Raw genomic sequence first — 25,231 nt, forward strand, 5'->3', positions numbered from 1 at the left:
ATCAGGAATTATCCATTATTTTATGAATGTTGGCTATGACCTTCTGCATGGTATTACTTTCTTCAGGCGGAAAATAATCTATTTGCGCCCAGCTTCTCAGCCAAGTGAGCTGCCGTTTGGCGAGCTGCCGGGTTGCAGCAATTCCTTTCATGCGAAACTCCTCAAATGAGGAGTATTCTCCGGCCAGATAGCCCAGGGCCTGACGATACCCGACACAACGCATTGAGGGATAATCCATTGTTAAAGACCATTTATTTTGTAATTGCTTCACTTCATCCAGAAAACCCTGATCCAGCATAAGGTCAAAACGCATTGCAATCCGTTCATGTAACCATGCTCGATTATCAGGAAAAAGACCCCAATTGATAAACGAAAACTGATGTTTTTTATCCTGTTGCTGCAAAAATGCTGATAAGGGTTTTCCCGTTGTGTAATAAACTTCCAGAGCGCGCTGAATCCGCTGGCTGTCATTGGCATGGATGCGTGAGGCAGAGAAGGCATCAACAGTCAATAACTCTGAGTACAGCGGCTCTAATCCCTCGCTTGCAATGCGTTGAGATAATTCGCTGCGTACACTGACATCAGCAACAGGAAGTTCCGAAAGCCCTTTCTGAAGCGCATTGAAATACATCATCGTTCCGCCCACCAGCAAAGGCCAGTTACCGCTTGCCCGTATCGCATTAATAAGCGGTATTACATCGTCACAAAATCGAGCGGCGGAGTAGCTTTCATTGGGATTGAGAATATCAATTAAATGGTGAGGCGCTCCGGCAAGTTCGTTCTCGTCAGGCTTTGCTGTGCCAATGTTCATCTCACGATAAATCATTGCAGAATCCACACTGATAATTTCAAATGGAAATTGCTGAACCAGCTGACTGGCTAAAGCAGTTTTACCGGAGGCGGTTGGCCCCATAAGACAGAACACCTGATTATGCATGCAATAAATCTCGACAACGCTGCTCGCTCAGGTGAGTTGCAATCCCGCTTAAATCACCTGATTCCATTAATTGGTTTTTTAAATAGAAAAATAATTCCTGCTTCATTTCATCGGAAGTGAACGACAGGGAAAATTCATAAGCTGACATTAGACAATCGACCATTTCGCTAAAACTGGAAGGACAATCTGTGAAAAATAAATCAAGAAACTGCTTAATATTTAAATCAGGCAGCATCAGCGGAATAGAGCTAACCATTATTTCCGATTCAGACAGGAAGACAAGCTGGATACCTGCGTGCTCGAGTAGCTCTTTCGTCTCTGGTCTTTTAGTGAAGAGGTCTGATTCCAGAGTATATTTGACCGGGACCAGCAGTGGACGAGCAGCCAGAGGTAAATTGCTTTCCAGCAATTGTCTTTTCAGGTTTTGTTTCTGTAAAGCAGAGCCATGCACAAGATAGGGCTTTTCATCAATAAGGATAATCGCATGAGCAGGGTCTAAAATATACCATCTTTCCGCGCCAGACTGTTTGCATAGCCTATCGTCTTGTTCTATCACGGGAAAGGTCAAACTTCCCCTGACGTAAGCGGCGGACGGAGCCGCCAGGCTGATAGCAGGAATTGCCTGGTCCGTGGATTTCTTCAGCACAGCAGCAATTTGTGAGCTAATAAAATCATGAACGAGACGAGGCTGCTGAAACCGCACTTCGTGCTTTGTAGGATGAACATTCACGTCGACCTGATTGGCGGCAATGTTTAAATACAGTAAACAGGAGGGATGCCTGCCGGCATATAGATATTCCTCGTATGCCTGACGGATGGCATTGTTCAAAAGCTTATCCTTGATTATTCGCCCATTCAGATAAATCCATACTTTATCCACCTGGCTGCGTTGATAATTGACATTACTAATGAAACCTTCCAGGCTCATGCCCTTGAGCTCACTATCAAGATGAATGGATTGATCAAGAAAAGATTTGCCTAAAATTTTTTGAATACGCTGCCTGCGGCCGGCTTCATCAACTGCTGGCGTCAGATTTAGCAGTAATTTGCCATTATGACTAAATTGTATCGCAATCTCAGGAGCGGCCAGCGCAAACCGTCTCAGGACCGTATCAATTGCCTGGAATTCAATACGCTCGGGCTTTAAAAATTTTTTACGAACAGGGGCATTATAAAATATATCTCTCACATCAACCGTTGTTCCCTGTTTTCTTGCGCAGGGAACCAGCGTATTGCTCTCCCAACGCATGGCATGCGCCTGCTGGGGCGGCTTTGAACTGATACTCAGTCTGGAAACCGAAGCGATACTGGCTAAAGCTTCGCCTCTAAAGCCCATACTGGTTATGGAATACAAGTCATTTAAACAGGAAATTTTACTGGTGGCATGCGGTGCGATTGCCAAAGGTAAATCCTCTGCGAGAATACCGATCCCGTTATCGCTGATTTTGATATGATTTAAGCCCCCGCATCCAATATCCACAGCGATTTGGGTGGCTTTGGCATCCAGCGCATTTTCCAGCAGCTCTTTTACGATAGAAGCAGGCCGCTCAACAACCTCTCCTGCCGCTATCTGATTCGCCACATCAACAGGTAACTGCTGAATTCTCATGATACGGCGGAAGGAATGGTCAAACGCTGTCCTGTTTTAATAGATCCATTATTCAGATGATTAGCCGCCTGCAATGCAGCTACAGACACTTTATAGCGGGCGGCAATTTTGGGCAGTGATTCGCCTGCCTGGACCAGGTGAAATTGTCCTTTGCTATTGGCCAAGGCCTCAATCTGTGTACCATGCGGCGGGTAATCCCAGAAATAGCCTTTTATTCCCTGGAAAATGGCCTGGGTTAGTTTGGCCTGATAATTTCCATTGGTTAAATTACTTTCTTCCTGGGGATTGGAAATAAAACCGGTTTCAATCAGAATCGAAGGGATATCCGGGGACTTTAATACCATAAAACGGGCTTGCTCCACTCGTCGATTATGCAAACGAGTAATCGTATCAAGATTACGCAATACTCTTTCTCCCATATGAAGACTTGCACCAATAGTCGCAGTTTGCGATAAATCAATTAATACTGTTCGGACCAGACCACTCTGGTCATCAAGATCCTTCAGATTAACACCGCCGAGTTCTGAATAGTTTTCTTTTTCCGCCAGCCAGCGAGCGGCTTCGCTAGTGGCACCGCGCTGTGATAAAGCAAATACCGAGGCCCCATTGGATTGCTGATTGATAAAGGCATCGGCGTGAATGGAAATAAACACGTCGCCATTATATTTTCTGGCGATATTCAGGCGCTCCCGCAGCCCGACATAATAGTCCCCTTTACGCGTTAATACAGCACTCATGCCCGGCTGGCGATCGATAATATGCTTTAATTTACTGGCAATCGCCAATGTCACATTCTTTTCCCAATTATGGTGCGGCCCCTTAGCTCCTGGGTCTTTTCCTCCATGCCCGGGATCAAGCACAATCACTACATTTCTGAGAGAACGGCCAGGTAACTGACGCACCGGAGGGGCTGGCGGCGTTAAATTAGTGCTCGTCTTAACCGGTTTGGCAGCCTGCGCATGACTATTATTGGTGGATAAGTCCAGGGTAAATGCGTGTTTGGATTTTGAAGAAGCCCATGGACTGGTTCTTAACATAACTACATCAGTCACTTCAAAAACGAGACGTAAGGTTTGCGGATTGGGACGGCCGCTTCTCACCCGTTTGATGAGCTGATTCCCTTTCAGTTGATTCAGATTGAACACCAGATCGGTTGACTCAAAATCGACAACCACTCGAGCGGGATTGGTAAGAGTGAAGACTTTGTGTGCAATGGGAGTGTCAAGACTAAAAAAAAGCGACATTTTGCCGTTTTGCTCTTTTATTTCAATTGATTGTAATCTGGCAGCAAAACAGCTTGTTGATGCAAGCGTTAATAATCCAAGGATAAATACCCGAATGTTCATTCTTTACCTTCAAAGCAGAACAAAACCTTATCACCAGCAGCACTCAACGATTCGATGATCATTTCACGGCTGCTCCCAGTTATCATGAGTGTTATCCAGAGATCCAGGCTTTTAATACTATGCTTTGCCCGCTCTGGCCATTCCACACAAATTATCGCATTGTCATCAAAATAATCGCGAAAGCCAATAAACTCAAGCTCATCTTCATCGTGGATACGATATAAATCAAAATGATGTATTGGCCAAGACCTGCAATTATAACTTTCTACCAAAGAAAAAGTAGGACTTTTTATAATCGATTTTACACCCAGCTCAGCCAGCAAGGCGCGGATAAATGTGGTTTTACCAGCCCCGATTTCCCCACTGAAGCTAATCACCAACGGGGAATGAATGCAGGAAGCTAATAAAAAAGCAGCCTCTTGCGTCGCACTTTCATCAATCAACTTTATGTGAAGTATCTTTTTCTGCATGAACAGTCTTCTTAACTATTAAACTACTACATCGTAATAACTGCATTGCAACTATAATCCGACCTTTGGATTAAGGCGGATCTTATTATTCACCAGCAGGCGGACAAAAGGCATAATATCGCTAGCCAGCAAGCCTTTCTCTCCTTCTTCCTCTGCTGCTAAATCCGCTGCCGCCGCATGCAGCCACACGCCAATACGGGCAGCGTCTGCCAGACTGAATTTCTGCGCAATAAGCCCTGCGATGATACCGCTTAGGGCATCACCCATGCCAGCGCTCGCCATTCCGGGATTTCCCTGAGTGCAAAGATAGGTTTGCGCCGCATCAGTGCGTATTAGCGATCCTGCGCCCTTCAATACAATTTGACCGCCATATTCCTGTTGCAATTGGCAGACGGCTTCAAAGCGATTCTTTTGAATATCGTTCACCTTACAATGCAAGAGGCCAGCTGCTTCACCGGGATGCGGTGTTAATATCCAGTTGTCATCATGCTGGGGATTATCAGCGAGAATGCGCAGCGCTGACGCATCAATGACCATGGGCAATTGGGAGGCAATCACCTCGTTGAACAGGTCTATCGCCCAATTGTCAGTACCCAGTCCAGGCCCAATTATGCAAACGCTTGCCTTTTTAATTAATGGCTCTATTTCTTTAATCGAGCTGATGCCATGAATCATTGCTTCCGGCAAGCCCATCACCGGACGCCCGGCATGCTCTGGTTTTGTAGCCACCGTCACCAGACCCGCTCCGGATCTGGCAGCGGCCAGTGCAGCCAGGCAAACGGAGCCAGGCATGCCTTCTCCACCACCAATAATCAATACATGGCCAAAATCGCCTTTATGTGTATTTTTCCGGCGAGGAACCAGCTGGTTAAAGGATTCCCTTTCATCAATCAAAAACGCTGCAGGGGAAATTTGCGATAGACAGGGAGCGCCATCCAACTCATCAAGAAATAAATGTCCGCGGTAATCCGGGCCATCCATTGTCATTAAGCCAGTCTTAAGACCAATAAAAGTAATAGTGCAGGAAGCCCTGACACAATGCCCAAGAGCAACTCCGGTATCAGCGTGTAAGCCTGAAGGCAAATCCAGAGATAAAACGGGTAAGCCGCTGTCATTGATTAGGTCAATTGCCGACTGCAAAGGCTCTTTTACATCATTTTCCAGACCAATACCCAGTAGTGCGTCAACAATCAATTCAGCATCATTATCCAGCGTATCTTCCATAAATTGAAAAATCACACCAGCCCGTTGAGCACGTTCAGCCATTAAACGGGCAACAGCAGGCAACTGATCCGTGGGCTTAAACTGATTAATCAACACGGCATAGCCTTGCTCATGAGCCAGCGTAGCGAGTACATAGCCATCACCGGCATTATTGCCGCCACCGCAAAACACAACCAGCTTTTTCACAGCAGGGTATTGCCTTTGTAAAATTCCAAATGCGGCAGCTCCTGCCTTCAACATCAAGTCTTCTTCAGAAAACCTCAAATGCTGCTGCATTAATTGTTCACAATTGCGAATTTGTCGGCTACTGAACAGCGATGTGGTTGATTTGACCATGATATTTACCAAGCATTGCCTGGATACCGCGAACAGGCCGCGGTATGGGCGAATAAAGTTATGAATAACAAAGCCTTGAATACTGGCATCAAACTTGAGACTCAATGCCAATGCAGATCAGTGATCAGTCAGAATCTTTCTTAACCAGCTTTAGTGCCGGTTTGGGCCGCTTGGGCTCTTCCCTGGGGGCGGGTGGCGGCTCATGGTATTCCTCGCCAAATTCCATGCCCCGGCCATTTTCCTTTGCATAAATTGCCAGTACTGCAGCTGGAATCACAAAGATTTGCATGGTTTCACCCGAAAATCGGGCTGTAAATACAATACGATCATTTTCAAGATGCAAGCCTCTGCAAGCCTGAGGCGAAATATTCAGTACAATTCTTCCATTATTCACATGAGCCTCAGGAACCTGTACACCAGGATAATTCGCATTGACCAGAATGTAGGGGGTCATATGATTATCAACTATCCAGTCGTAGATAGCCCGAATCAGATAAGGCTTGTTCGATGTCATACTCATATCAGGCAGCCCGTAATTGTTTCTCAACTTCAGACAAACTGGTTTGGAATGAATCCCGCTTGAACAGTCTTTGCATATAAGTATGCAAGGCCTTTGCTTTCGCAGGAACTTCAATGCCTAATTGCGGTAGACGCCATAATAATGGGGCCATCGCGCAATCCAGTAAAGAAAATTCATCGCTTAAAAAATAGGGTTTATCAGCGAAGACCGGTTCAAGGCTAATCAGACTTTCTAACAGATGCTGCCGAGCCTCTTCAGCCTGCTCACTCTTTTTAATTTGCATTAACAGGTAATACCAGTCATGCTCGATACGATGCATCATTTTCCTTGCTTCTGCTCTTGCAACTGGATACACAGGCAGCAAAGGCGGATGTGGAAAACGCTCGTCGAGATATTCCATTATAATTCTGGCCTCATAAAGAACCAGTTCACGATCAAGTAAAGTCGGAACCGTTCCATATGGATTGATAGAGAGTAAATCGCTCGAGGCTTCGCCTTGTTTGGCGGGCAGTATTTCTACATTAACCCCTTTTTCTGCAAGTACAATTCTCACCTGGTGACTGTAAACATCATCACTGTCAGAATATAAAGACATAATCGTGCGCTTTGTCACAATAGCCATCGCAACTCCTCGTCATACGTTAACTCAGCATATAGCATGCAAAAGAGTGCATTTTAGCACAAATTAGCAAGCAATGTTTAAGAATAGGCAAATTTATCATTACAGCTCGGTCTAATGCTCAATCTTTTCCCAGTATGCTTTTTTTAGTCTGTAGACAACCAGCAAAAATATAAACAGGAAAGCGATGACAAATCCGCCTGCGCGATAACGCACCAGCTTGGCCGGCTCTCCAACATATACCAGAAAATTAACCAAATCAGTAACCGCACTGTCAAACTCAGGCTGAGTCATTTCACCCGGCTCAGATAGTAATAAATGGGACAGGAATAAATTTCCGGCCTCGTCTTTATCCTCAATTGCGACCACTCTGCCTGCCAATGGTTCGAGTACATTCGGCATGGCCACTCCAGGAATTAAAATATTATTGGCGCCAAATGGTCTCGTTTTATCAACGTAAAATCCCTTGAGATAGGTATAGAGCCAGGATGCGCCTCTTTGTCTGGCACTTAAAGAAAGATCAGGCGGCACTTTTCCGAACCATTCCTGGGCATCCGTTGGGGGCATGGCAATCCTGATGGGATCGTAAATTGGAGCGCGGGTAAAAATCAGATTGTTAATCAACAAATCACTATCCAGCTCTCCATCAAAAGTCGTTAAACCCAAATCATGAGCCATGCGATTATAGCGCATGTATTTCAAGGAATGGCAACCTGAACAATAATTCATATACATTCTGGCCCCGCGCTGCAAACGGGCCTTATCCTGCAAATCAATATCGACGGGTAATAATTTGACATTATCCTCTGCAGCAGCATGCAGAACACCAGCCAGGAAAAGGGAAAAAAGTCCTGGAAACAGCTTTTTCGAAATCATCGGCTTATCCTCTCTGGTACCTCAAGATGCTGCTCATAACGTGTATAAAATGGCATCAGGATAAAATAGGCAAAGTATATAAACGTACAAATTTGGGCGAGATATTGCCGAACTGGGGTCACCACCACAGTTCCCAAATACCCCAGGGTTACAAAGCTTATCAAAAAGATCAGTAATGCCCAGCGTGACAAATACCCCTTGTACCGCATTGAACGGACCGGGCTTCTATCCAGCCAGGGCATGAAAAAGAGAACTAGAATAGAAGAAAGCATTGCGATAACACCGATTAATTTGTTCGGAATCGCTCGTAATATGGTGTAAAAAGGCGTCATATACCAGACTGGCGCAATATGATCCGGTGTCACCATCGGGTCGGCAGGAACAAAATTGGCATGTTCCAGAAAATAACCGCCCATCTCCGGGGTGAAGAAGATAATGGCAAAAAACAAAATAAGAAATACCATTATCCCCACCGCGTCTTTTACGGTGTAATAAGGATGAAAAGGAATTCCGTCCAAAGGAATGCCGCGAGGATCCAGATTTTTTTTAATCTCAATCCCTTCAGGATTATTAGAGCCTACCTTGTGTAGAGCGACAATATGCAAAAATACCAGAACTAATAGCAACAATGGAATGCCAATAACGTGCAGAGCAAAAAAACGTTGCAGCGTCGCGTTAGCCACATTGTAATCCCCACGCAACCAGGTAACCAGCGTATCGCCTACAAATGGAATTGCTCCAAACAGCGAAGTAATCACCTGCGCTCCCCAGTAGGACATTTGTCCCCAGGGCAGCAAATACCCAAAAAAAGCCTCTGCCAGAAGCAATAAAAATATCACCATTCCAATCAGCCAGATAAGTTCTCTCGGCTTTTGATAAGACCCATACAACACGCTGCGAAACATATGCAGATAGATCACAATAAAAAAAGCAGATGCACCTGTGGAATGCATATACCGCAGGAACCAGCCATAATTGACATCGCGCATTATGTATTCAACGGAATCAAATGCCCCATCTGCAGTGGGGGTATAAAACATCGTTAGCCAAAGACCTGTTACCAGCTGATTTATCAAAACAATCGTGGCCAAAGATCCAAAAAAGTAGAAGAAATTAAAATTCTTTGGTGCATAATACTCACTGATATGCTTTTTCCAGGTTGTCATCAGGGGAAAACGAGCATCAATCCAATTCAGTAATCCGCTCATGCTTGACCATCCTTTTCATCTTCGCCAATTATAATCAGGTGTTTATTAACAAAACGGTATGGGGGAACTTCCAGATTAATTGGTGCAGGAACTCCTTTAAAAACCCTTCCAGCCAGATCAAAGGTGGAGCCGTGACAGGGACAGAAAAAGCCTCCCGGCCAGTCAGGCCGTAATTCTCTTTCATTGGGAGTATATTTAGGCGAACAACCAAGATGGGTACAAATTCCCACCAATACCAAATACTCGGGATTTATCGAGCGGAATTTATTTTGTGCATATTCCGGCTGCTGGTCAACCAGTGAATCAGGATCGCGCAAGTCATCGTTATGCCCATTTAAATGTTTGAGCATTTCAGGTGTGCGCCTGATAATCCAGACAGGCTTCCCACGCCACTCAACTGTAACCTGCTGGCCAGGCTCAATTTTACTGATATCAACTTCTACGGGGGCACCAGCGGCCTGCGCCTTAGCGCTGGGCAGCCACGAAGAAACAAAAGGAGTTAAGGCACATACAGCCCCTATTCCACCTAAGACTCCAGTGGTTCGTAATAAAAATTGACGCTTCTGTTCATCAATCACTTCCGATGGATACAGCTCACCCTGCTCAGGCTTGATTTCATCATTCACGGTGCTTTCTTCCTGTCTACTTCCTTTTATACCGTTTCAGACATCACGATTGAAGCATCAAGCTTGCTCTTTCAGTATTAGCTTGAACGCAATCAATTCCTGAATTCTGATAAAGGTGAAATGTACTATTTATATCAAAGATTTAAGCGTTTGCAAATGCAGGAGATTCATTTGCCAGGTATTGAATTGATGCGCTTAATTTTCCAGACTAAAAAAAACCCCGCATCGGCGGGGTTTGATAAAAAGATATAAATTAGCGTTTTGAGTACTGAGTGGCTCGACGTGCTTTGTGCAAGCCCACTTTCTTACGCTCAACTCGACGAGAATCACGAGTCAGAAGACCTTTCGCACGTAATTTACGTCGGTAGGAGTCTGCCTGTGGCTCAGCGTCTTCAGCCAAATCAATTTCATCGTACTGAACCAGTGCGCGAGCAATGCCCAAGCGAACAGCGCCAGCCTGACCAGAAATACCGCCGCCAACAACAGTTGCATAGATATCGAAACGCTCAAGAACGTCAACAGTTTCTAAAGGCTGTCTAACCACCATACAGGCAGTTTCGCGACCAAAATATTCTTCCAGTGCACGGTTATTGATTTTTATTTCGCCTTTACCTGGACGGATAAAGACTCTGGCCGTTGAGCTTTTTCTACGACCAGTACCATAGTATTGCTGCAATTCAGCCATATTATTTATTCCTCAATCTCTAGTTGCTTAGGTTGCTGAGCAGCATGTGGATGTTCACTACCAGCGTATACTTTCAGCTTACGGTACATTTCTCTGCCCAATGGGTTTTTAGGAAGCATACCTTTTACAGCTAACTCAATAATTCTTGTAGGATTTTTTGCCTGGAGCTTCTCAAAAGAAGTGGATTTTATGCCACCAGGAAATCCAGAGTGATGATAATACATCTTCTCTTTGAATTTACGGCCTGTAACAGTCACTTTTTCAGCGTTTGTTACAACGATATAATCCCCAGTATCAACATGAGGGGTATATTCCGCCTTGTGCTTGCCGCGTAAACGACGAGCGATTTCAGTAGCCAGACGACCTAAGGTTTTGTCGCTAGCATCAATTATGAACCAATCACGTTTAACTTCGTGAGCTTTGGCGCTGAATGTTTTCATTAAATTAACTCCGTACCGCCTTTTATCATTGGTAATCTTTCAATCTTGGACGGGCGATTTTAACCAAAACTGTAATAACCTACAAGTAAAATAAGTAAAAACTTGAACAGAATCTTAAAAAAAGATTATTTAAGCGTTACTTATCCATTAATAATTGTTCGACAATTTTATTCTTTAATAAATGCTTGTCAACAATTTCATCAATATCTTCAAGCGTGGAGTAAGTATACCATACGCCTTCGGGATAAATTACAACACAGGGGCCTTGGTTGCAACGGCCCAAACACCCTGATTTACTAACACGTATTTTACCAGGACCATGCGCCCCAAGTTCAAGCAAACGCTCTTTCAGATGCTCAAAATACTCGATGCCGCCACTATTGGCACAGCAAACTTTGCCAGCTGCTTTTTGGTTGGTGCATATAAACACATGCCGGATATAATGACTCAACAACTATTTTCCTTTCTGCTCAATTTTAGTTTTCAATTTTAACCCCGCTTTAAAGGTTACCACCCTTCGCGCAACCACTGGGATCTCTTCTCCAGTTTTGGGGTTTCTACCAGGTCTTTGCGGCTTATCTCTCAGATTAAAATTGCCAAAGCCTGATAATTTAACATCTTTTCCATTTTCCAAAGCATTCCGAATGGCCTCAAAAAATTCCTCTACCATTGCTTTTGCGTCTGGTTTGGACAAATCCAATTCACTAAACAAGGTTTCTGCAATCATTGCTTTACTTAGTGCATTCACGATTTTAATCCCTCAACGTAATTGAAAAATCATCCTCAAGTGTTCTGAGTATAGCATCAATTACCTGGTTTATCTCGTTATCAATCAAGGTTTTATTGTCGTCCTGCAGGACCAGCGCAATAGCAGCGCTCTTCTTGCCTTGTGGAATATTCTCTCCGCGGTAGATATCAAACACATGAAAAGACTTCAACCAGTTATTGGGAATTACCGATTTAACGGCTTTTTCAATTTCCCCCATCTGGATGTTATCATCCATCAGAATGGACAGATCGCGGCGAATCTGTGGAAACCGGGAAATTTGCGTATAGCGTATGACCGAGCTGGCCATCAGCTCACTCAAACGCAACTCAAACAGTAATACTTCTTCCTGAATATCCAGGGCATCGGCAATACGGGGATGAAGACTGCCGCACCATCCCGCCGCTTTGCCATTGATTAGTATTTTCGCTGTTTTTCCAGGATGCAAAGCAGAATGCTCGGCTAACACAAACTCTACGTCTGCAATTTGCAGCAGTGCAAACAATCCTTGAAGGTCACCCTTGATATCATAAAAATCAAACGTACGTGCAGGTTCACACCAATTCATACCGCCGCTTTCTCCGGCAATTAAACCGGCAAGGCAAGGATGTTCTTTTACCTGGTTATTCTCAACTTCAAACACCACACCAGCCTCAAAAAACTTAATCGATGTTTGCTGTCGATGCATGTTGTAAATCATGGAAGCTAAAAGTCCAGGCCACATTCCGGTACGCATTTGCGACAGCTCGGAGGAAATAGGATTCAATAAGCTCAATGCCTTTGTATGCGGGTATAGAGCCTGCTGCAATTCTGGATCGACAAAACTATAGCTAATTGCCTCATGATATCCACGGTCGGCGAAATAATGCGCTGCACGCTTGGAGATTGACTCGACAGGGGCAATGCTGCCAGGCTGAACCGTCGTAATCATTTTTTGCCCTGGAATCCGGTCATATCCTCGAATACGAATGACTTCCTCGATTAAATCCACCTCAAGCTGGATATCAAAACGATAAGCGGGCGGCGTAACTTTCCAACAGGATGACTCTTTGCTGATAGTCATTCCCAGACTCTGCAGGAGTGCCAATATCTCAGCCTCTTCCACAACCACGCCTGTTAATTGCTCTACCCTGGATGGATTAAAGCGGATGCAAGGAAGTTGGGGCATTAAGTCGTTTTCAACCACTTCAGTGACAGGCCCCGCCTGTCCCCCGCAAATTTCCAATAGCAGGCTGGTGGCTCTCTCGATAGCCTTTAATTGCAGTTGTGGATCGACGCCTCGCTCAAAACGTTGCGAGGAATCGGTGAAGAGACCAAACTTTCTCGCGACCCCCGCGATGTGTATAGGAGCAAAATAAGCACTTTCCAGGAAAACAGAAGTGGTTTCATCACACACAGCTGTTTCTTCCCCACCCATTACACCAGCAATTGCCAGCACTTTACTCTGATCAGCAATCACCAGAATATTATCGGACAAGGTAGCATCCTGGCCATCCAGCAAGCGCAATGACTCATTGTTTCGAGCAAAACGTACTTCAACGTGGCCGTCAAGCTTTTGCAAATCAAAAGCATGCATGGGCTGTCCCAGCTCAATCATTACATAATTTGTTATATCGACCACCGGATGAATACTGCGTATACCTGCACGGCGTAACCGCTCGCGCATCCACAGAGGAGTCACCGCATGGGAGTTCACTCCCTGAACCACTCGTCCACAATAATGCGGGCAAGCCTCGGGGTTTCTGAGCTGAATTAAACGCTGCTCATCAATGACAGGCCGAGACGGGGTTTCAGCAACACCAGCCAGAGTGGAGCGGGTTAATGCCGAGACTTCTCTGGCGATTCCTAAAACGCTCAGGCAATCAGCACGATTAGGTGTTAAATCAATATCAAATACCTGATCGTCCAAAGATAAATAAGTACGTAAGTCTTGTCCAACAGGCGCATTTCCGTCTAATTCAATAATCCCGTCAGAACTTTCAGTCAAGCCTAACTCTGAAGCTGAGCATAGCATTCCCTGCGACAACTCTCCTCGTAATTTGGTTTCTTTAATATGAATTCCACCAGGTAAGCGGGCGCCGATTTTTGCGAGCACAACCTTTAAGCCTTTTCTGACATTGGACGCACCGCAGACCACATGCAGCAGCTCTTTGCCTGTGCTCACTTCACATAATGTTAACTTGTCGGCCTGAGGATGCGACTTTGTATTTACAACTTCTGCAACAATAACCTGGTCAAAAGAGCCGGCCACGGGACTGATGGAATCGACTTCTAATCCGGCCATTGTTAATAATTCGGCCAATTCTTGTGCATTAAGGGAGGGTTTTACCCATTCACGTAACCATTCTTCACTTACTTTCATCGTTTCCTCTTACCAGGATTTTTCAAGCCGATTGCTCAGGAGGTGCTATTTAAAATTGTTTTAAAAAGCTGAGATCATTTTCAAACATCATTCTTAAATCGTCGATACCAAAGTAAAGCATCGCCAAACGATCCATTCCCATACCGAATGCCCACCCCTGATAGTTTTCTGGAGAAATATTAACGGCTTTTAGCACATTGGGATGAACCATCCCGCAGCCCAGCACTTCTAGCCAGCCGGTAAATTTGCAGGAACGGCAGCCTTTTCCTGAACATTGGGTACACTCGATATCTACCTCAGCAGAGGGTTCAGTAAAGGGAAAATAAGATGGTCTAAACCGCAATGCAAGCTCACGGCCAAAAAAGTCGGCGAAAAAATCATGGAGCAGACCGCGTAACTGAGCCAGTGTGGCTGTTTTATCAATTAGCAAGCCTTCAACCTGATGAAACATCGGCGTATGCGTCAGGTCGGAGTCGCAGCGATAGACGCGACCAGGAGCGATTAAACGCATCGGCGGCTGGCGTTCTTCCATAGTGCGAATCTGAACAGGCGACGTATGCGTACGGAGCAAATGCCCATCTCCAAAATAAAAGGTATCATGCATTGCACGCGCGGGATGATGGCCTGGTATATTAAGGGCTTCAAAATTATAAAATTCAGTTTCTACTTCCGGACCAGTGACGATATCGAATCCCAGACGGCTAAAATAATCATTAACCCGTTGTTTGACCTGAGTAACTGGATGCAGAGATCCTGACTGGGTATTTCTCCCAGGAAGACTAATGTCGATTCGCTCATCACGAAGCTTTTGCTGCAGGGCTATTTCTTTAAGATCAGTTAATTTAGTTTCAATTAAGCTGTTAAGCTCTCGCTTGGCAAGATTTACCAGCTGGCCTACTTTTGGTTTATCCTCAGCACTGAGATGGGCAAGACTTTTAAGAATTTCGGTCAAAAGACCTTTTTTCCCCAGATAATCAATCCGAATAGCCTCCAAGACTTGTATACTATTGGCTTCTTGTACGGCCTTGGCAGCCTTTTCCTGTAATTCGACTATGTCTTGCATGATCTTGACCTGCATATAGAAAAGGAGGCTCAAGCCTCCCTAATCATCTAACAAAATGAAGCTCTTTGATAATAGACTCCGGTCCAATGCCTGTTTGCCCTGCTGCTAATTTCTCAGAAACAGATCAGGGCGCAATGAACAAATTTATTATCTATTGGGCTAAAGCGGCCTTGGCTTGTTCAGCAACAGCAGCAAAAGCCTGCTTGTCATAAACCGCCATATCAGCCAGAACTTTTCTGTCCAATTCCATAGCAGCTTTTTTCAAACCATCAATCAAACGGCTGTATGACAAACCACACTCACGAGCCTGAGCATTGATTCGAGTAATCCACAATGCACGGAATTGTCTTTTCTTTTGTCGACGGTCACGGTAAGCATATTGACCAGCTTTGATAACAGCTTGTTTGGCTACTCGATAGGTACGACTACGGGCACCATAATACCCTTTCGCTTGATCTAAAATCTTTTTGTGGCGTGCTTTGGCAGTCACTCCGCGTTTAACTCTTGGCATTATTCACTCCTCCCCTTAACTACCGTGAAGCATACGTTCTGCGAGACGAGCATCACACTTTTTCAGTGTACCTGCCGCAACACGCAAATGACGTTTTTGCTTGGTGGATTTTTTGGTAAGGATATGATTTCTGTAAGCGCGTCGACGCTTGATAGAACCACCCGCTGTCTTACGGAAGCGTTTACTCGCTCCACGATGCGACTTTAACTTTGGCATAGCATATACTCCGCATTTGTTTCGCTACTAATGTTGGCATTCAGTACTTTCAGACTGTTAAAACCCTGCAACCTGCCTTTTGACTATGGAGTTACAGAGCTTACGAGAAATATCCAGTAATTAGCCTTTTTTCTTAGGCGACAAGACCATAACTAATTGGCGGCCTTCACGTTTAGCCTGTTGCTCAACCACAGCATGTTCTGCTGTATCTTGCATGAGGCGCTCCATGATTTTCATACCAATGTCCTGATGGGCCATTTCACGACCGCGAAAACGCAGCGTAATCTTGACTTTGTCACCATGATTAAGGAACCGTATCAGGTTGCGTAGCTTGACCTGATAATCCCCGTCTTCCGTCGTAGGACGAAATTTCAACTCTTTGACCTGAATTTGCTTCTGCTTTTTCTTCGCTTCCGATAATTTTTTATTCAGTTCAAAAAGATATTTACCATAATCCATAATCTTACAGACAGGCGGCTTGGCAGATGGCGATATCTCAACCAAATCATGCCCACTATCCTCTGCTGCGCGTAGAGCTTCTCGCGTAGACACAATGCCCACCTGGTTGCCGTCAGCATCAATGAGACGTACCTCAGGTACATTGATTTGTTCATTAACTCTTGCACGATCGCTATCGCGCTTATTTGGTGCAGTAATAGTTTAACCCTCCATCTGAGTTTTAAATACGACCTTTGGTCGCAATCTCTTTTTGCAACAGGTCGCAAACGCTATCAATCGTCATTACACCCAGATCCGTACCTTCACGTGTTCTCACTGAAACGGAGCCGGTTTCCACTTCTTTGTCACCGATGACCAAAAGGAAGGGAATTTTCTGTAAAGTATGCTCGCGAATTTTAAAACCAATTTTCTCATTTCTCAAGTCAAAATTGGCTCTGATTCCCTGTTTTTGCAAAATTTTTGTTACTTGTTCGCCAAATTGCTGCTGTTTTTCACTTACAGTAAAGATTATAGCCTGGGTTGGCGCCAGCCATAATGGCATTTTTCCAGCATAATGCTCAATGAGAATTCCCATAAATCGCTCGAACGAACCCAGAATGGCCCGATGCACCATTACTGGAGTTTGCTTGCCGCCATCTTCGGCAATGTAACTTGCTCCCAAACGTTCAGGCATTGAAAAATCAACCTGTATAGTACCACATTGCCAGATTCGTCCCAGACAATCTGCCAGAGAACATTCAATTTTCGGGCCATAGAAAGCACCTTCGCCCGGCGCATCCTGCCATTCGATATTATGACCGGCCATCGCCTGTTTCAAAGCATTCTCTGCTTTATCCCATACTTCATCACTGCCTACCCGTTTTTCGGGTCTTAAAGCCAGGCGATATTTGATTTCACTGAAGCCGAAATCCGCATACACGGACTGAACCAATTCGAGCATCATTGCCACTTCAGACTGAATTTGCTCTTCTGTACAGAAGATATGAGCATCATCCTGCACCATATTTCGGACACGCATTAAACCGTGCAGCGAGCCGGAGGGTTCACAGCGGTGGCAATTACCGAATTCCGAAAGACGCAAAGGCAAATCCCGGTAGCTTTTCAAACCGTGATTGTAAATCTGCACATGACAGGGACAATTCATGGGTTTAACTGCATAAAGCCGGTTTTCCGTCTCAGTAATAAACATTTCATCTCTGAAATTCTCCCAATGGCCGGATTTCTCCCACAGGGAACGATCAACTAATTGTGGAGTTTTTACTTCCTGATAACCAAAATCAGCCAGGCGGCTGCGCATATAACGCTCTAATTCCTGGTAAATTATCCAGCCATTGGGATGCCAGAAAACCATTCCTGGTGCAATGTCCTGAAAATGAAAAAGATCAAGGGCCTTGCCCAGTTTGCGGTGATCACGTTTCTCTGCTTCTTCGATGCGATGTAAATAGGCCTCCAGCGATTTCTTATCATTCCAGGCTGTACCATATACACGCTGCAGCATTTCGTTATTGGAATCACCTCGCCAATAAGCCCCTGCCAGCTTGGTCAGTTTAAATGCTTTCAGTTTGCCGGTGGAAGGAACATGCGGGCCTCGGCAAAGATCTTCAAAATCCCCCTGCCGATAGAGGGAAATCACTTCGCCCTGGGGAATTTCGGCAATAATTTTTGCTTTGTATTCCTCCCCCAAACTATGGAAATAATCAATAGCTTCATCACGCGGCAGTTCACGTCTTGACACAGGATAATCCGCTTTGGCCAATTCAGTCATTTTTGCTTCAATACGCTCCAGATCTTCCGGAGTAAAGGGACGCTCGAAGGCAAAATCGTAATAGAAGCCATCTTCTATTACCGGGCCAATAGTTACCTGGGCACTTGGAAATAGCTGTTTGACTGCCTGTGCTAACAAATGGGCGGTAGAATGTCGAATAACTTCCAGGCCCTCTTCCTGTTTCTCGGTGATAATGACCAGATCACTATCTTCTTTAATCAGAAAGCTGGTATCCACAAGATTTCCGTCAACGGAGCCAGCTAAGGCGGCCTTAGCCAACCCTGGGCTAATAGCATTTGCCACTTCATAGACAGTTACAGGCTGTTCAAAATGTTTTATTTGTCCATCAGGCAATTTAATGTTAGGCATCTTTATTCCTTCCGTCATCAGATTGAAGCAAATTTCAGCAGTATGCACAGAGAAATAGTCTATCCTGGCATTATTAATATATATATTGGCAAAACCTACAGACTAACCTATTTTTGAACAGAGGTAAAGCATGAAATTGCAATCACTGCCTGCGTTAATTACCATCATTCCACATCTGCTGTAAACTGAATGCGTTTCAGGTAGTTTTTGGGAGAATTTAGCAAACTGCCAGGAGAAACATAAAACCACTATAGTGGCTATATCTGCTGCTGCTCCTCTTACTTTGCCTTTTTAGTCACATACATCTTGTAATCGGCCTGAGCCAGCATGTCTTCAAGTGTCTGATGTTCTCCTGGATTGAACTGGATGATGCCCACACTGAATTCAATGACATACTCTTTAGGCTCTACCGACTTCAATGCATGATTAAAGCGTTGAATAACTCCTGATACATCTCTCTGATCCAGTTCGGAGCAAAATACACAAAATTCGTCGCCTCCCAAGCGGGCAACTATATCGTAATAGCGAAAATTATGCACAAGAGCGTCTGCAACAAGTTTTAATACTTTATCACCCTCTGCATGTCCAAATTGATCATTAATGTATTTAAATTTATCCAGATCAAAAAATAACAGGGTAAATATCTGATTCTCACGCTGGCATTTCTGAAACAGGTAACCCGCCAGTTTTAAAAATCCCCTGCGGTTGGTTAAGCCGGTTAATTCATCGGTTATAGAAACTTGTAATTGTTCCAGATCCCGTTCAACCATCTGAGCAAGATCATGAATAAGATTTTGATCGACTTCAGCCTTCAATCGAGGCTTGTCATCAATCAGGCAAATAACTCCAACATTGTAGCCTTTAACTTTTAAAGGACAGCCTAAGTAAAATCTGAAGTTTGGCTCCCCGATTACAAAAGGATTATCATAAAAGCGCTCATCCCTGGTTGCATCTTCTACAACCATAATTTCATCTGAAAGAATAACATGGCCACAAAAGGAAGTTTTTCTGGCGGCTTCGGCAATATCAAATCCCTGGGTAGACTTCATCCATTGACGCTCCGCTTCTAAAAATGAAATCACCGAAATAGGTACGTCAAACAGCTTGCATGCAATTCGGGTTATTCTATCGAAACGTTCTTCTTTCTCGGTATCGAGTATTTGTAATTTATAAAGCGTCGCCAGGCGCTCGGCCTCATTCACTGGCTTATGCGGAGGTATCATTTATCCTATCCTTGCAAATACATTCCAATACCGATGTAACTCTATATAGGAATAGTATATATCATAGGGCGCTCGTCTATCCCATAGATTTTATTTGCTGCTTGAACAACTCAAAAGCTAATAATATGAAAAAAGATTTAGATAACGGAAGGGGGCAATTGGTAGGCACGAGTGGGATCGAACCACCGACCACCACCATGTCAAGGTGGTGCTCTACCACTGAGCTACGTGCCTAGCGCAACGTCGGGCATTATATTAAAGCTTTTTTCACAAAGCAAATAATTTATTTAATAATTCTGATAATAAAAAAAGGCTTGAATGGACTGCGTTCAATTCAAGCCTTACACGGCGAGGTTAATTGCCATGAGTTAAACCACTGCAGGCAGTTACCGGGGTAATTTGTTCCGTCTTCATACTCCCATCGCTACCAGAGCTTCTTGAAGTCGTTTCCGTTGACTTCGAGAGACATCTTAGCAAATAAAAAATTAATGTCAACTATTAATTTCTAAAAGAAACTTAAAGTTTCCAATTCTCTTAATAATTGCACCTCTGTTTCCAATTTGTTACACTTCATTACCTTTCTTCTGATTATTGAACATGGAAAAAGTCGACCTAAGCAAACAGTTTTCCTACCGATTACGAGACGCAATGATTGCCGCGGGATTAAACTCTCAACGCTCAACTTCCGGTGTGTGTATTCATCAACTGGCCAGCATAACTGGCTATTCTGTGCAGATATGCAGGCGTTATCTGCGTGGTGAAGCGATTCCTGAGCCCGCCAAACTGGTAGAAATCGCGGAAAAATTAAACGTATCCCCAGGCTGGTTATTATTTGGAGACAGCATTTCGCAGCAGCCAGAGGGAGCTGAAACCCTCCTGATTCATAAGAATCTTCTGCACTATATTTTCACTCGCGCAGGAGATCTATATAATGCAAGCCGCAATAGAGGGGAGATCGCCAATTTTTTGCTGGATCTCATCAAGGACGTGAGTCAGATTAATGCAAATTCTGAACAAACCAGGAAGATTATTGATTTAGCGCTGGCATCTGCCGGGCATTTTAACCATTAGCATGGAACGTTTTAAGCAAATTCATGGACACCAGCCGTATAGCAACAGCGCATCCGCAATTGATGGATCTTCTATTTAGTCACAAGGACAAAACACAGCGCATATTTAGTGATGTACTAGGGCTTCATCAAATTCATCATATGTCGATAATATCAATTGATTCGAATGCTCGTATTCTGATTGTTTCATCTACCCCCTCGATGGAATTTAATCTGTTTAACCGGAACTTATGGGAATTCGATTTAACCTATAACCCTGCCTGGTATCAACGCTGTGAACAGGCAAGCTGGCAATCGCTCTATCACCCCGCGCGTTATGAGGAACTATATTATTTACGGCAGGTCAGACACGAACTGCCTGTCGGCACATCAATTGCCGAACCAGCACAGGAAGGCGGCTATTTTATTTATTCATTGGGCAGTAACAATGCCTGTATGCAAGTTCAATCTCAATTTAGTCATGAAAAAGAGTTTCTAAGCAAAATTGGCCAACATTGCAGCAGCCTGCTTGCGCCCCTGTTTTACGGTTATAAGCAATAGTTTTCAAGCCTTAGGCCCAACCAAACGATCCAGCCCGCCGTAATCATCATTGATTATGGATAATAAGTCCTGCTTTTGCATTTTCGCTAAGCTTTAATGCTTCACGAATGGCTTCTTTCTTATTCTTGAAGTGTCCGCTGGCTCGCGAAGCACCTTGCTTTTTCACAGTCCAGCCCTCTTCATCAGCAAATACAAGATAAAATGCGTTTTTGGCGGGTTTTAAATTCAAACTTTTTGCCAATAGTTTTTTAATGGTTAATAAATGCTCCTGCTCTTGTTTAAGAGCCATCATAAATTCCTCCGCCAACTGTTCATATCCACTTTGCGCAGACAGTTCAATCAATGTTTCCCATGCTGCATTATCTGACAGCTCTACAGTCATTAAGGCTTCCAGGGTTTGCGGAATGCTTGTTCTTGGATCCGTTAGCACCTGAATGATGCCCATTCCCAATACTCCGCTCACATCAGCACAAGGAGTCATCACGGTAGGATCGGCGCCTAATCCGGTTATCGCCTTCTCTATCATGGCCATATGCTGAGCTTCCTCCTCGCGCAAATGCTGAAATTCCTTACCGATTTCGTCTTGATTCAGTCCCTTAGCTTTTGCGCATGCGGCATCATATATGCGAACACCTGAGCGCTCAAAAGCCAGGCGTTCCCCCAGTTTGTCAATAAGCAATTGAAAACCCGATGGATTGCTTTTTTTACCTTTAGCCTCAGGAATACTACCCACAGGGTTAGCTTCTGCAGCCATTTGGCTTCGCTGCTTACTCAGTATGCGACTATCTCCAGGGACATCAGGGGGGAATTGGTTTTCCGCATTTAGCATCGATTTCAAATTTTGTGGCTCCAACAAGACGCCGGTAAAATTATGTCCTTGATAATTTTTCATAATAGACTCCTTGTCTTCAGTGTCTTGCACTACTAAGTTCAGTGCCTGGACGCCACTGATAGCCAGCAGATGCGATGTCAGCCGGAACACCTTCTGAATTCATATGTTCCCTATACCGTATTGACCTTCTATCTTCTTTTTCTAAGGGAACATATCGCGTGCCATTGGTGCGTAAATTAATTTCACCTTTTAAAACTTCGAGCACAAACTCACGCTGACTTTTGAACTCAAGCATTACCGGCAAATCACCAGCCAATAATTCAGCCGGATCTCTTTTTTCAAATTGCTTGAATAAATCACATGCAAGGTGAAATTGCCCTAATTCATAATCCAGAAATCTCTCCCATAGAGCCTTGACTCGCAGGTTACTCTCCTGCTCCACACAGCTTAAATAAGTATAAATTTCCATCAGTTCATGAATAATCCATTTTTCAATCAGGGACTCATCTGGATCCATTAAAGAGCCATATTGAGTGACATGCTGCTCTTCAATGGAAGCAATTTCAGCATAAAGCTGTCTTGCGATCGGATCAGCAAAAAGAGGCCCGATATTCATATAATAATCATGAGTCTGAAATTCTGCGGCTGTAATCATAGCTGCATGTATTTTTGTGATTAACTGAGCCTTGTCTTTCTGGTAGGAATCACGAAGGTCATCTCTTGGGGCGCGGTGATGTTCTGATGTTGGGCGCCCAGGAATTAAATCCGTATATCCCTGCAGAATATTGTTGGCATCTTTGCCCTCCAGCCGATCAAGCATCGCCGCATATCGATATAAATGATCAAAATCTTCAAGTAATCCAAAGCGGTAAGTTTGTGCCTGATAAGCATCAGGCTCTGATTTTGCAACGGCGGCTGTCACTTCAATAGCTACTTGCTCATAGGCAATGGTGGTTTCAAGCGGTGAATGGTCAGCTGAGAGCAACCAGTTAATCTGTGTCGCCTGGTGCTGCTCTACCCGTCTTACCTGGGCTAAGGGAAGCTGAAGTTCTTTATTAAAGCGGGATAAGAAATGTTTGGTGCGCAGCGCATCCAGCTCGATCCCATTGAGCAAAATAATGCGCACACGGGTAAATGCATCATCGTCCAGCTTGCTGATTGGCTTTCCTGCCAATTCTTTCCAGGTAAATTGTTGCTTATCAAGCGGACACCCCTTCTCTTCTAAAATCGATCGGAAATTGCTTGCCATATAAAACTCCTTTTAGTTGGACTTAGCGCGTTCATCATCCTGAACAGTTAAGAAATCTGGTTTATATTATAACTATAGCATTGAACCATTTTTGACCAATCAATTCCTTGGCTTACTGCATTAAGGAGAAGTTATGACAATAGGGAAACTCATGTTCATAGGCGGTGCAGAGACACAAACAGTTAGCGCCTCCCAAAATTCAGAAAAATACCGTTTTGAATTATTAGAGGAGCTTTTTTCTGAATTGCGGGTTGAAAAGATCGAAGTGATTACCACTCCCTCCGAAGAGTTTGAAAAAATGAGAAAAAAATACAGTACGGTGTTCGACAAAATTACCGGCAGCAGACCTCATTTTATTATTTTGGGCGATGACAAACCTGAAGAATATCGCGACCGTCTGGAAAATGCCGACGCTGTTTTTTTCACGGGAGGGAATCAGGAAAAAGTGTTAGACTTAATGGATAAGGATTTAATCCAGACCATTACTCAGCGTTATCGTGAAGATAAGCTAATCATCGCCGGAACGAGCGCTGGGGCGATGATTCTTGCCGACCAGATGATATATGAAGGAGGAAATGAAGCATCCCAGGTTGATGATCATTTGAAAACTACGAAAGCCCTTAGTTTATTGGCAGACTCCATTATTGATACCCATTTCATCCAGCGAGGACGTTTTGCACGTCTTGCACATGCAGTCAAACGCTTCCCAGGACATATTGGTTATGGGATAGAAGAAAATGCGGCGCTGCTCATTGAAAATGGTACTCATGCCAGTTGTTACGGTGGGGGAACGTTAACCATAATTGATGGCCGCGGATTGCAGAAAAATGATTACAATATTACTGAAGAACTGAGCCATGAATTTGTACTTAACTTAAAAGTCCACTTACTGATTAAGGGCTGTCAGTTCAGGCTGCCGGATTTTGACCAGGTTCATTGTTGATAGTAGGCTCCACTTCGCAGTTTGTTATTTCGGCGCAGCGTTGTTGCATAAATGAAGACAGGTGTTCAAATCCCGTCTTTGCGAGCGTTCGCGAAGCAATCCAGATCCTGGCTTTGTTCGTGTTTCGATCTGGATTGCTTCACTTCGTTCGCAAAGACGACAGGTTAGTTGCCTGTTCGATTATGCAACTCTTCAAAATCTGATCTCACTTCCCGCCTAACAGGCGCTCCTCTTCAAAAAAAGTGACTTTTCCGGTTTTAATGTCATGCAGACCAGCCACAATACCTACTTGCCCCTTGTCCAGCAATTCTCGGATGATGGGGCTTTGCTCCCTAATCTGCCGAACCACATGGAGCGCATTATTTCTGGCAATTTGATTGAGTAGCTGCGGGCTCGTGCAATTTTCAGTGCCCGCTTCCTTTTTCGATTCTGAAACAACGGGTTTAATTTTATCCAGAATATGATCGAGATGACCCAAATTCACATTTTCGCAGGCTCCTGCCATTGCCCCGCAGGAGCTGTGCCCCAAAACTACGATAAGGCGCGAGCCAACCACCTTGGTTGCGAACTCCATACTTCCTAACATATCATCACTGAGCACATTCCCAGCAACACGAAGAATAAACAAATCAGACAACCCCTGATCAAAAAACAGCTCAGGTACGCTGCGCGAATCCATGCAATTGAGAATTACCGCCCAGGGATATTGTCCATAAGAAGATTGTTTTGCCTGAGCCCTGTAATTTCGCTGCAGCATTTTCCCATCCAGAAAGCGCTGGTTGCCCTCTTTAAGTTTCATTAATGCTTGTTTTGGAGTCATGTTCTGCTGTTTTTCAGAAGTACTGACCTTCTCAATTAACAAGATCTCTTCCGTTGTCGCTGCAAACAGCCAGTGTCCGCAAACCCACAGCAACACCACTACCAAATATTTGAGCATGGTCATATTCATTCATCCTTGAAAAAAATA

At 44.3% G+C, this 25,231-nt stretch carries 27 protein-coding genes and 1 tRNA gene; 3 read left to right on the forward strand and 25 right to left on the reverse strand.

Translation table 11 applies throughout. The features are described from left to right. Position 1: 1 nt before the first annotated feature. The 22 genes from miaA to DYH61_RS12405 form a co-directional block, all read right to left on the reverse strand. Positions 2-937: a tRNA (adenosine(37)-N6)-dimethylallyltransferase MiaA gene (gene miaA, locus DYH61_RS12300; protein WP_058507808.1), complete on the reverse strand. Its 936-nt coding sequence runs from the start codon at positions 935-937 to the stop codon at positions 2-4. Beyond that, complete coding sequence (mutL, locus tag DYH61_RS12305; protein WP_058507809.1) at positions 930-2,546, reverse strand: DNA mismatch repair endonuclease MutL; 1,617 nt, start codon at positions 2,544-2,546, stop codon at positions 930-932. The genes miaA and mutL overlap by 8 nt, the downstream gene beginning before the upstream one ends. Then, on the reverse strand, positions 2,543-3,892 hold the full coding sequence (locus DYH61_RS12310; protein ID WP_058507810.1) for an N-acetylmuramoyl-L-alanine amidase: 1,350 nt from the start codon (positions 3,890-3,892) through the stop codon (positions 2,543-2,545). The genes mutL and DYH61_RS12310 overlap by 4 nt, the downstream gene beginning before the upstream one ends. After that, positions 3,889-4,362: a tRNA (adenosine(37)-N6)-threonylcarbamoyltransferase complex ATPase subunit type 1 TsaE gene (tsaE, locus tag DYH61_RS12315; protein ID WP_058507811.1), complete on the reverse strand. Its 474-nt coding sequence runs from the start codon at positions 4,360-4,362 to the stop codon at positions 3,889-3,891. The genes DYH61_RS12310 and tsaE overlap by 4 nt, the downstream gene beginning before the upstream one ends. 51 nt (positions 4,363-4,413) lie before the next feature. Beyond that, positions 4,414-5,922, reverse strand: a complete 1,509-nt coding sequence (locus DYH61_RS12320) for a bifunctional ADP-dependent NAD(P)H-hydrate dehydratase/NAD(P)H-hydrate epimerase (RefSeq protein WP_058507917.1) — start codon at positions 5,920-5,922, stop codon at positions 4,414-4,416. A 124-nt stretch (positions 5,923-6,046) separates the two neighbouring features. Beyond that, positions 6,047-6,442, reverse strand: a complete 396-nt coding sequence (locus tag DYH61_RS12325) for a ClpXP protease specificity-enhancing factor (RefSeq protein WP_058507812.1) — start codon at positions 6,440-6,442, stop codon at positions 6,047-6,049. A 1-nt stretch (position 6,443) separates the two neighbouring features. Beyond that, entirely contained in the window at positions 6,444-7,064 is a 621-nt protein-coding gene (locus DYH61_RS12330; protein WP_058507813.1) for a glutathione S-transferase N-terminal domain-containing protein, read from the reverse strand. A gap of 111 nt (positions 7,065-7,175) precedes the next feature. After that, on the reverse strand, positions 7,176-7,937 hold the full coding sequence (locus DYH61_RS12335; RefSeq protein ID WP_058507814.1) for a cytochrome c1: 762 nt from the start codon (positions 7,935-7,937) through the stop codon (positions 7,176-7,178). Continuing rightward, positions 7,934-9,145 (reverse strand): cytochrome b, encoded by a 1,212-nt coding sequence (locus DYH61_RS12340; protein ID WP_058507815.1) that lies wholly within the window; start codon positions 9,143-9,145, stop codon positions 7,934-7,936. The genes DYH61_RS12335 and DYH61_RS12340 overlap by 4 nt, the downstream gene beginning before the upstream one ends. Then, the gene (petA, locus tag DYH61_RS12345) at positions 9,142-9,771 is read right to left on the reverse strand and encodes a ubiquinol-cytochrome c reductase iron-sulfur subunit (protein WP_058507816.1); all 630 of its coding nucleotides are present in this window, start codon (positions 9,769-9,771) and stop codon (positions 9,142-9,144) included. Before petA ends, DYH61_RS12340 begins: the two co-directional genes overlap by 4 nt. A 253-nt stretch (positions 9,772-10,024) precedes the next feature. After that, on the reverse strand, positions 10,025-10,456 hold the full coding sequence (gene rpsI, locus DYH61_RS12350; RefSeq protein WP_058507817.1) for a 30S ribosomal protein S9: 432 nt from the start codon (positions 10,454-10,456) through the stop codon (positions 10,025-10,027). A gap of 5 nt (positions 10,457-10,461) precedes the next feature. Continuing rightward, complete coding sequence (rplM, locus tag DYH61_RS12355) at positions 10,462-10,896, reverse strand: 50S ribosomal protein L13 (RefSeq protein WP_058507818.1); 435 nt, start codon at positions 10,894-10,896, stop codon at positions 10,462-10,464. Between the two features lie 136 nt (positions 10,897-11,032). Continuing rightward, positions 11,033-11,350: a (2Fe-2S) ferredoxin domain-containing protein gene (locus DYH61_RS12360; protein WP_172463589.1), complete on the reverse strand. Its 318-nt coding sequence runs from the start codon at positions 11,348-11,350 to the stop codon at positions 11,033-11,035. Further along, the gene (locus tag DYH61_RS12365) at positions 11,351-11,644 is read right to left on the reverse strand and encodes an integration host factor subunit alpha (protein WP_058507819.1); all 294 of its coding nucleotides are present in this window, start codon (positions 11,642-11,644) and stop codon (positions 11,351-11,353) included. Positions 11,645-11,648: 4 nt separating this feature from the next. Further along, positions 11,649-14,024, reverse strand: coding sequence for a phenylalanine--tRNA ligase subunit beta (gene pheT, locus DYH61_RS12370; RefSeq protein ID WP_058507820.1), 2,376 nt, complete (start codon positions 14,022-14,024; stop codon positions 11,649-11,651). 49 nt (positions 14,025-14,073) lie between these two features. Beyond that, complete coding sequence (pheS, locus tag DYH61_RS12375; protein WP_058507919.1) at positions 14,074-15,087, reverse strand: phenylalanine--tRNA ligase subunit alpha; 1,014 nt, start codon at positions 15,085-15,087, stop codon at positions 14,074-14,076. 151 nt (positions 15,088-15,238) lie between these two features. After that, positions 15,239-15,598, reverse strand: coding sequence for a 50S ribosomal protein L20 (rplT, locus tag DYH61_RS12380; RefSeq protein WP_058507821.1), 360 nt, complete (start codon positions 15,596-15,598; stop codon positions 15,239-15,241). 15 nt (positions 15,599-15,613) lie between these two features. Continuing rightward, positions 15,614-15,814 carry a 50S ribosomal protein L35 gene (gene rpmI, locus DYH61_RS12385; RefSeq protein WP_083499228.1) on the reverse strand — a complete coding sequence of 67 codons (201 nt, stop codon included), beginning with the start codon at positions 15,812-15,814 and terminating at the stop codon, positions 15,614-15,616. Positions 15,815-15,934: 120 nt separating this feature from the next. After that, complete coding sequence (gene infC / locus DYH61_RS12390) at positions 15,935-16,471, reverse strand: translation initiation factor IF-3 (RefSeq protein WP_058507822.1); 537 nt, start codon at positions 16,469-16,471, stop codon at positions 15,935-15,937. A gap of 22 nt (positions 16,472-16,493) precedes the next feature. Further along, complete coding sequence (gene thrS / locus DYH61_RS12395) at positions 16,494-18,407, reverse strand: threonine--tRNA ligase (protein WP_058507823.1); 1,914 nt, start codon at positions 18,405-18,407, stop codon at positions 16,494-16,496. A gap of 278 nt (positions 18,408-18,685) precedes the next feature. Then, the gene (locus tag DYH61_RS12400) at positions 18,686-19,630 is read right to left on the reverse strand and encodes a sensor domain-containing diguanylate cyclase (protein WP_058507824.1); all 945 of its coding nucleotides are present in this window, start codon (positions 19,628-19,630) and stop codon (positions 18,686-18,688) included. Between the two features lie 159 nt (positions 19,631-19,789). Further along, positions 19,790-19,864, reverse strand: a tRNA-Val gene (locus tag DYH61_RS12405). Between the two features lie 363 nt (positions 19,865-20,227). Between DYH61_RS12405 and DYH61_RS12410 the strand changes: the two genes are divergently transcribed. Beyond that, the gene (locus DYH61_RS12410; protein WP_058507825.1) at positions 20,228-20,701 is read left to right on the forward strand and encodes a helix-turn-helix domain-containing protein; all 474 of its coding nucleotides are present in this window, start codon (positions 20,228-20,230) and stop codon (positions 20,699-20,701) included. 23 nt (positions 20,702-20,724) lie between these two features. Continuing rightward, on the forward strand, positions 20,725-21,240 hold the full coding sequence (locus DYH61_RS12415) for a hypothetical protein (RefSeq protein ID WP_058507826.1): 516 nt from the start codon (positions 20,725-20,727) through the stop codon (positions 21,238-21,240). A 46-nt stretch (positions 21,241-21,286) separates the two neighbouring features. Here the strand turns inward: DYH61_RS12415 and DYH61_RS12420 are convergent, their stop codons facing one another. Next, positions 21,287-22,132 (reverse strand): demethoxyubiquinone hydroxylase family protein, encoded by an 846-nt coding sequence (locus DYH61_RS12420; protein ID WP_058507827.1) that lies wholly within the window; start codon positions 22,130-22,132, stop codon positions 21,287-21,289. A gap of 16 nt (positions 22,133-22,148) precedes the next feature. Then, a complete protein-coding gene (locus DYH61_RS12425; RefSeq protein ID WP_058507828.1) occupies positions 22,149-23,321 on the reverse strand; it encodes a hypothetical protein in 1,173 nt (390 codons plus the stop codon). A 133-nt stretch (positions 23,322-23,454) separates the two neighbouring features. Between DYH61_RS12425 and DYH61_RS12430 the strand changes: the two genes are divergently transcribed. Then, positions 23,455-24,264 carry a cyanophycinase gene (locus DYH61_RS12430; protein WP_058507829.1) on the forward strand — a complete coding sequence of 270 codons (810 nt, stop codon included), beginning with the start codon at positions 23,455-23,457 and terminating at the stop codon, positions 24,262-24,264. 205 nt (positions 24,265-24,469) lie between these two features. Here the strand turns inward: DYH61_RS12430 and DYH61_RS12435 are convergent, their stop codons facing one another. Further along, positions 24,470-25,201: a carbonic anhydrase gene (locus DYH61_RS12435; protein WP_058507920.1), complete on the reverse strand. Its 732-nt coding sequence runs from the start codon at positions 25,199-25,201 to the stop codon at positions 24,470-24,472. Positions 25,202-25,231 lie beyond the last annotated feature (30 nt).

The sequence above is a fragment of the Legionella quinlivanii genome (assembly GCF_900461555.1).
In the GTDB taxonomy this organism is placed as follows: Bacteria; Pseudomonadota; Gammaproteobacteria; order Legionellales; family Legionellaceae; genus Legionella_C; species Legionella_C quinlivanii.

Excerpts from the sequence above, each read along its gene's own strand:
- miaA (WP_058507808.1), bottom strand. The coding sequence starts at position 937 with ATGCATAATCAGGTGTTCTGTCTTATGGGGCCAACCGCCTCCGGTAAA.
- mutL (WP_058507809.1), bottom strand. The coding sequence starts at position 2,546 with ATGAGAATTCAGCAGTTACCTGTTGATGTGGCGAATCAGATAGCGGCA.
- DYH61_RS12310 (WP_058507810.1), bottom strand. The coding sequence starts at position 3,892 with ATGAACATTCGGGTATTTATCCTTGGATTATTAACGCTTGCATCAACA.
- tsaE (WP_058507811.1), bottom strand. The coding sequence starts at position 4,362 with ATGCAGAAAAAGATACTTCACATAAAGTTGATTGATGAAAGTGCGACG.
- DYH61_RS12320 (WP_058507917.1), bottom strand. The coding sequence starts at position 5,922 with ATGGTCAAATCAACCACATCGCTGTTCAGTAGCCGACAAATTCGCAAT.
- DYH61_RS12325 (WP_058507812.1), bottom strand. The coding sequence starts at position 6,442 with ATGAGTATGACATCGAACAAGCCTTATCTGATTCGGGCTATCTACGAC.
- DYH61_RS12330 (WP_058507813.1), bottom strand. The coding sequence starts at position 7,064 with ATGGCTATTGTGACAAAGCGCACGATTATGTCTTTATATTCTGACAGT.
- DYH61_RS12335 (WP_058507814.1), bottom strand. The coding sequence starts at position 7,937 with ATGATTTCGAAAAAGCTGTTTCCAGGACTTTTTTCCCTTTTCCTGGCT.
- DYH61_RS12340 (WP_058507815.1), bottom strand. The coding sequence starts at position 9,145 with ATGAGCGGATTACTGAATTGGATTGATGCTCGTTTTCCCCTGATGACA.
- rpsI (WP_058507817.1), bottom strand. The coding sequence starts at position 10,456 with ATGGCTGAATTGCAGCAATACTATGGTACTGGTCGTAGAAAAAGCTCA.
- rplM (WP_058507818.1), bottom strand. The coding sequence starts at position 10,896 with ATGAAAACATTCAGCGCCAAAGCTCACGAAGTTAAACGTGATTGGTTC.
- pheT (WP_058507820.1), bottom strand. The coding sequence starts at position 14,024 with ATGAAAGTAAGTGAAGAATGGTTACGTGAATGGGTAAAACCCTCCCTT.
- pheS (WP_058507919.1), bottom strand. The coding sequence starts at position 15,087 with ATGCAAGACATAGTCGAATTACAGGAAAAGGCTGCCAAGGCCGTACAA.
- rplT (WP_058507821.1), bottom strand. The coding sequence starts at position 15,598 with ATGCCAAGAGTTAAACGCGGAGTGACTGCCAAAGCACGCCACAAAAAG.
- rpmI (WP_083499228.1), bottom strand. The coding sequence starts at position 15,814 with ATGCCAAAGTTAAAGTCGCATCGTGGAGCGAGTAAACGCTTCCGTAAG.
- thrS (WP_058507823.1), bottom strand. The coding sequence starts at position 18,407 with ATGCCTAACATTAAATTGCCTGATGGACAAATAAAACATTTTGAACAG.
- DYH61_RS12400 (WP_058507824.1), bottom strand. The coding sequence starts at position 19,630 with ATGATACCTCCGCATAAGCCAGTGAATGAGGCCGAGCGCCTGGCGACG.
- DYH61_RS12410 (WP_058507825.1), top strand. The coding sequence starts at position 20,228 with ATGGAAAAAGTCGACCTAAGCAAACAGTTTTCCTACCGATTACGAGAC.
- DYH61_RS12415 (WP_058507826.1), top strand. The coding sequence starts at position 20,725 with ATGGACACCAGCCGTATAGCAACAGCGCATCCGCAATTGATGGATCTT.
- DYH61_RS12420 (WP_058507827.1), bottom strand. The coding sequence starts at position 22,132 with ATGAAAAATTATCAAGGACATAATTTTACCGGCGTCTTGTTGGAGCCA.
- DYH61_RS12425 (WP_058507828.1), bottom strand. The coding sequence starts at position 23,321 with ATGGCAAGCAATTTCCGATCGATTTTAGAAGAGAAGGGGTGTCCGCTT.
- DYH61_RS12430 (WP_058507829.1), top strand. The coding sequence starts at position 23,455 with ATGACAATAGGGAAACTCATGTTCATAGGCGGTGCAGAGACACAAACA.
- DYH61_RS12435 (WP_058507920.1), bottom strand. The coding sequence starts at position 25,201 with ATGCTCAAATATTTGGTAGTGGTGTTGCTGTGGGTTTGCGGACACTGG.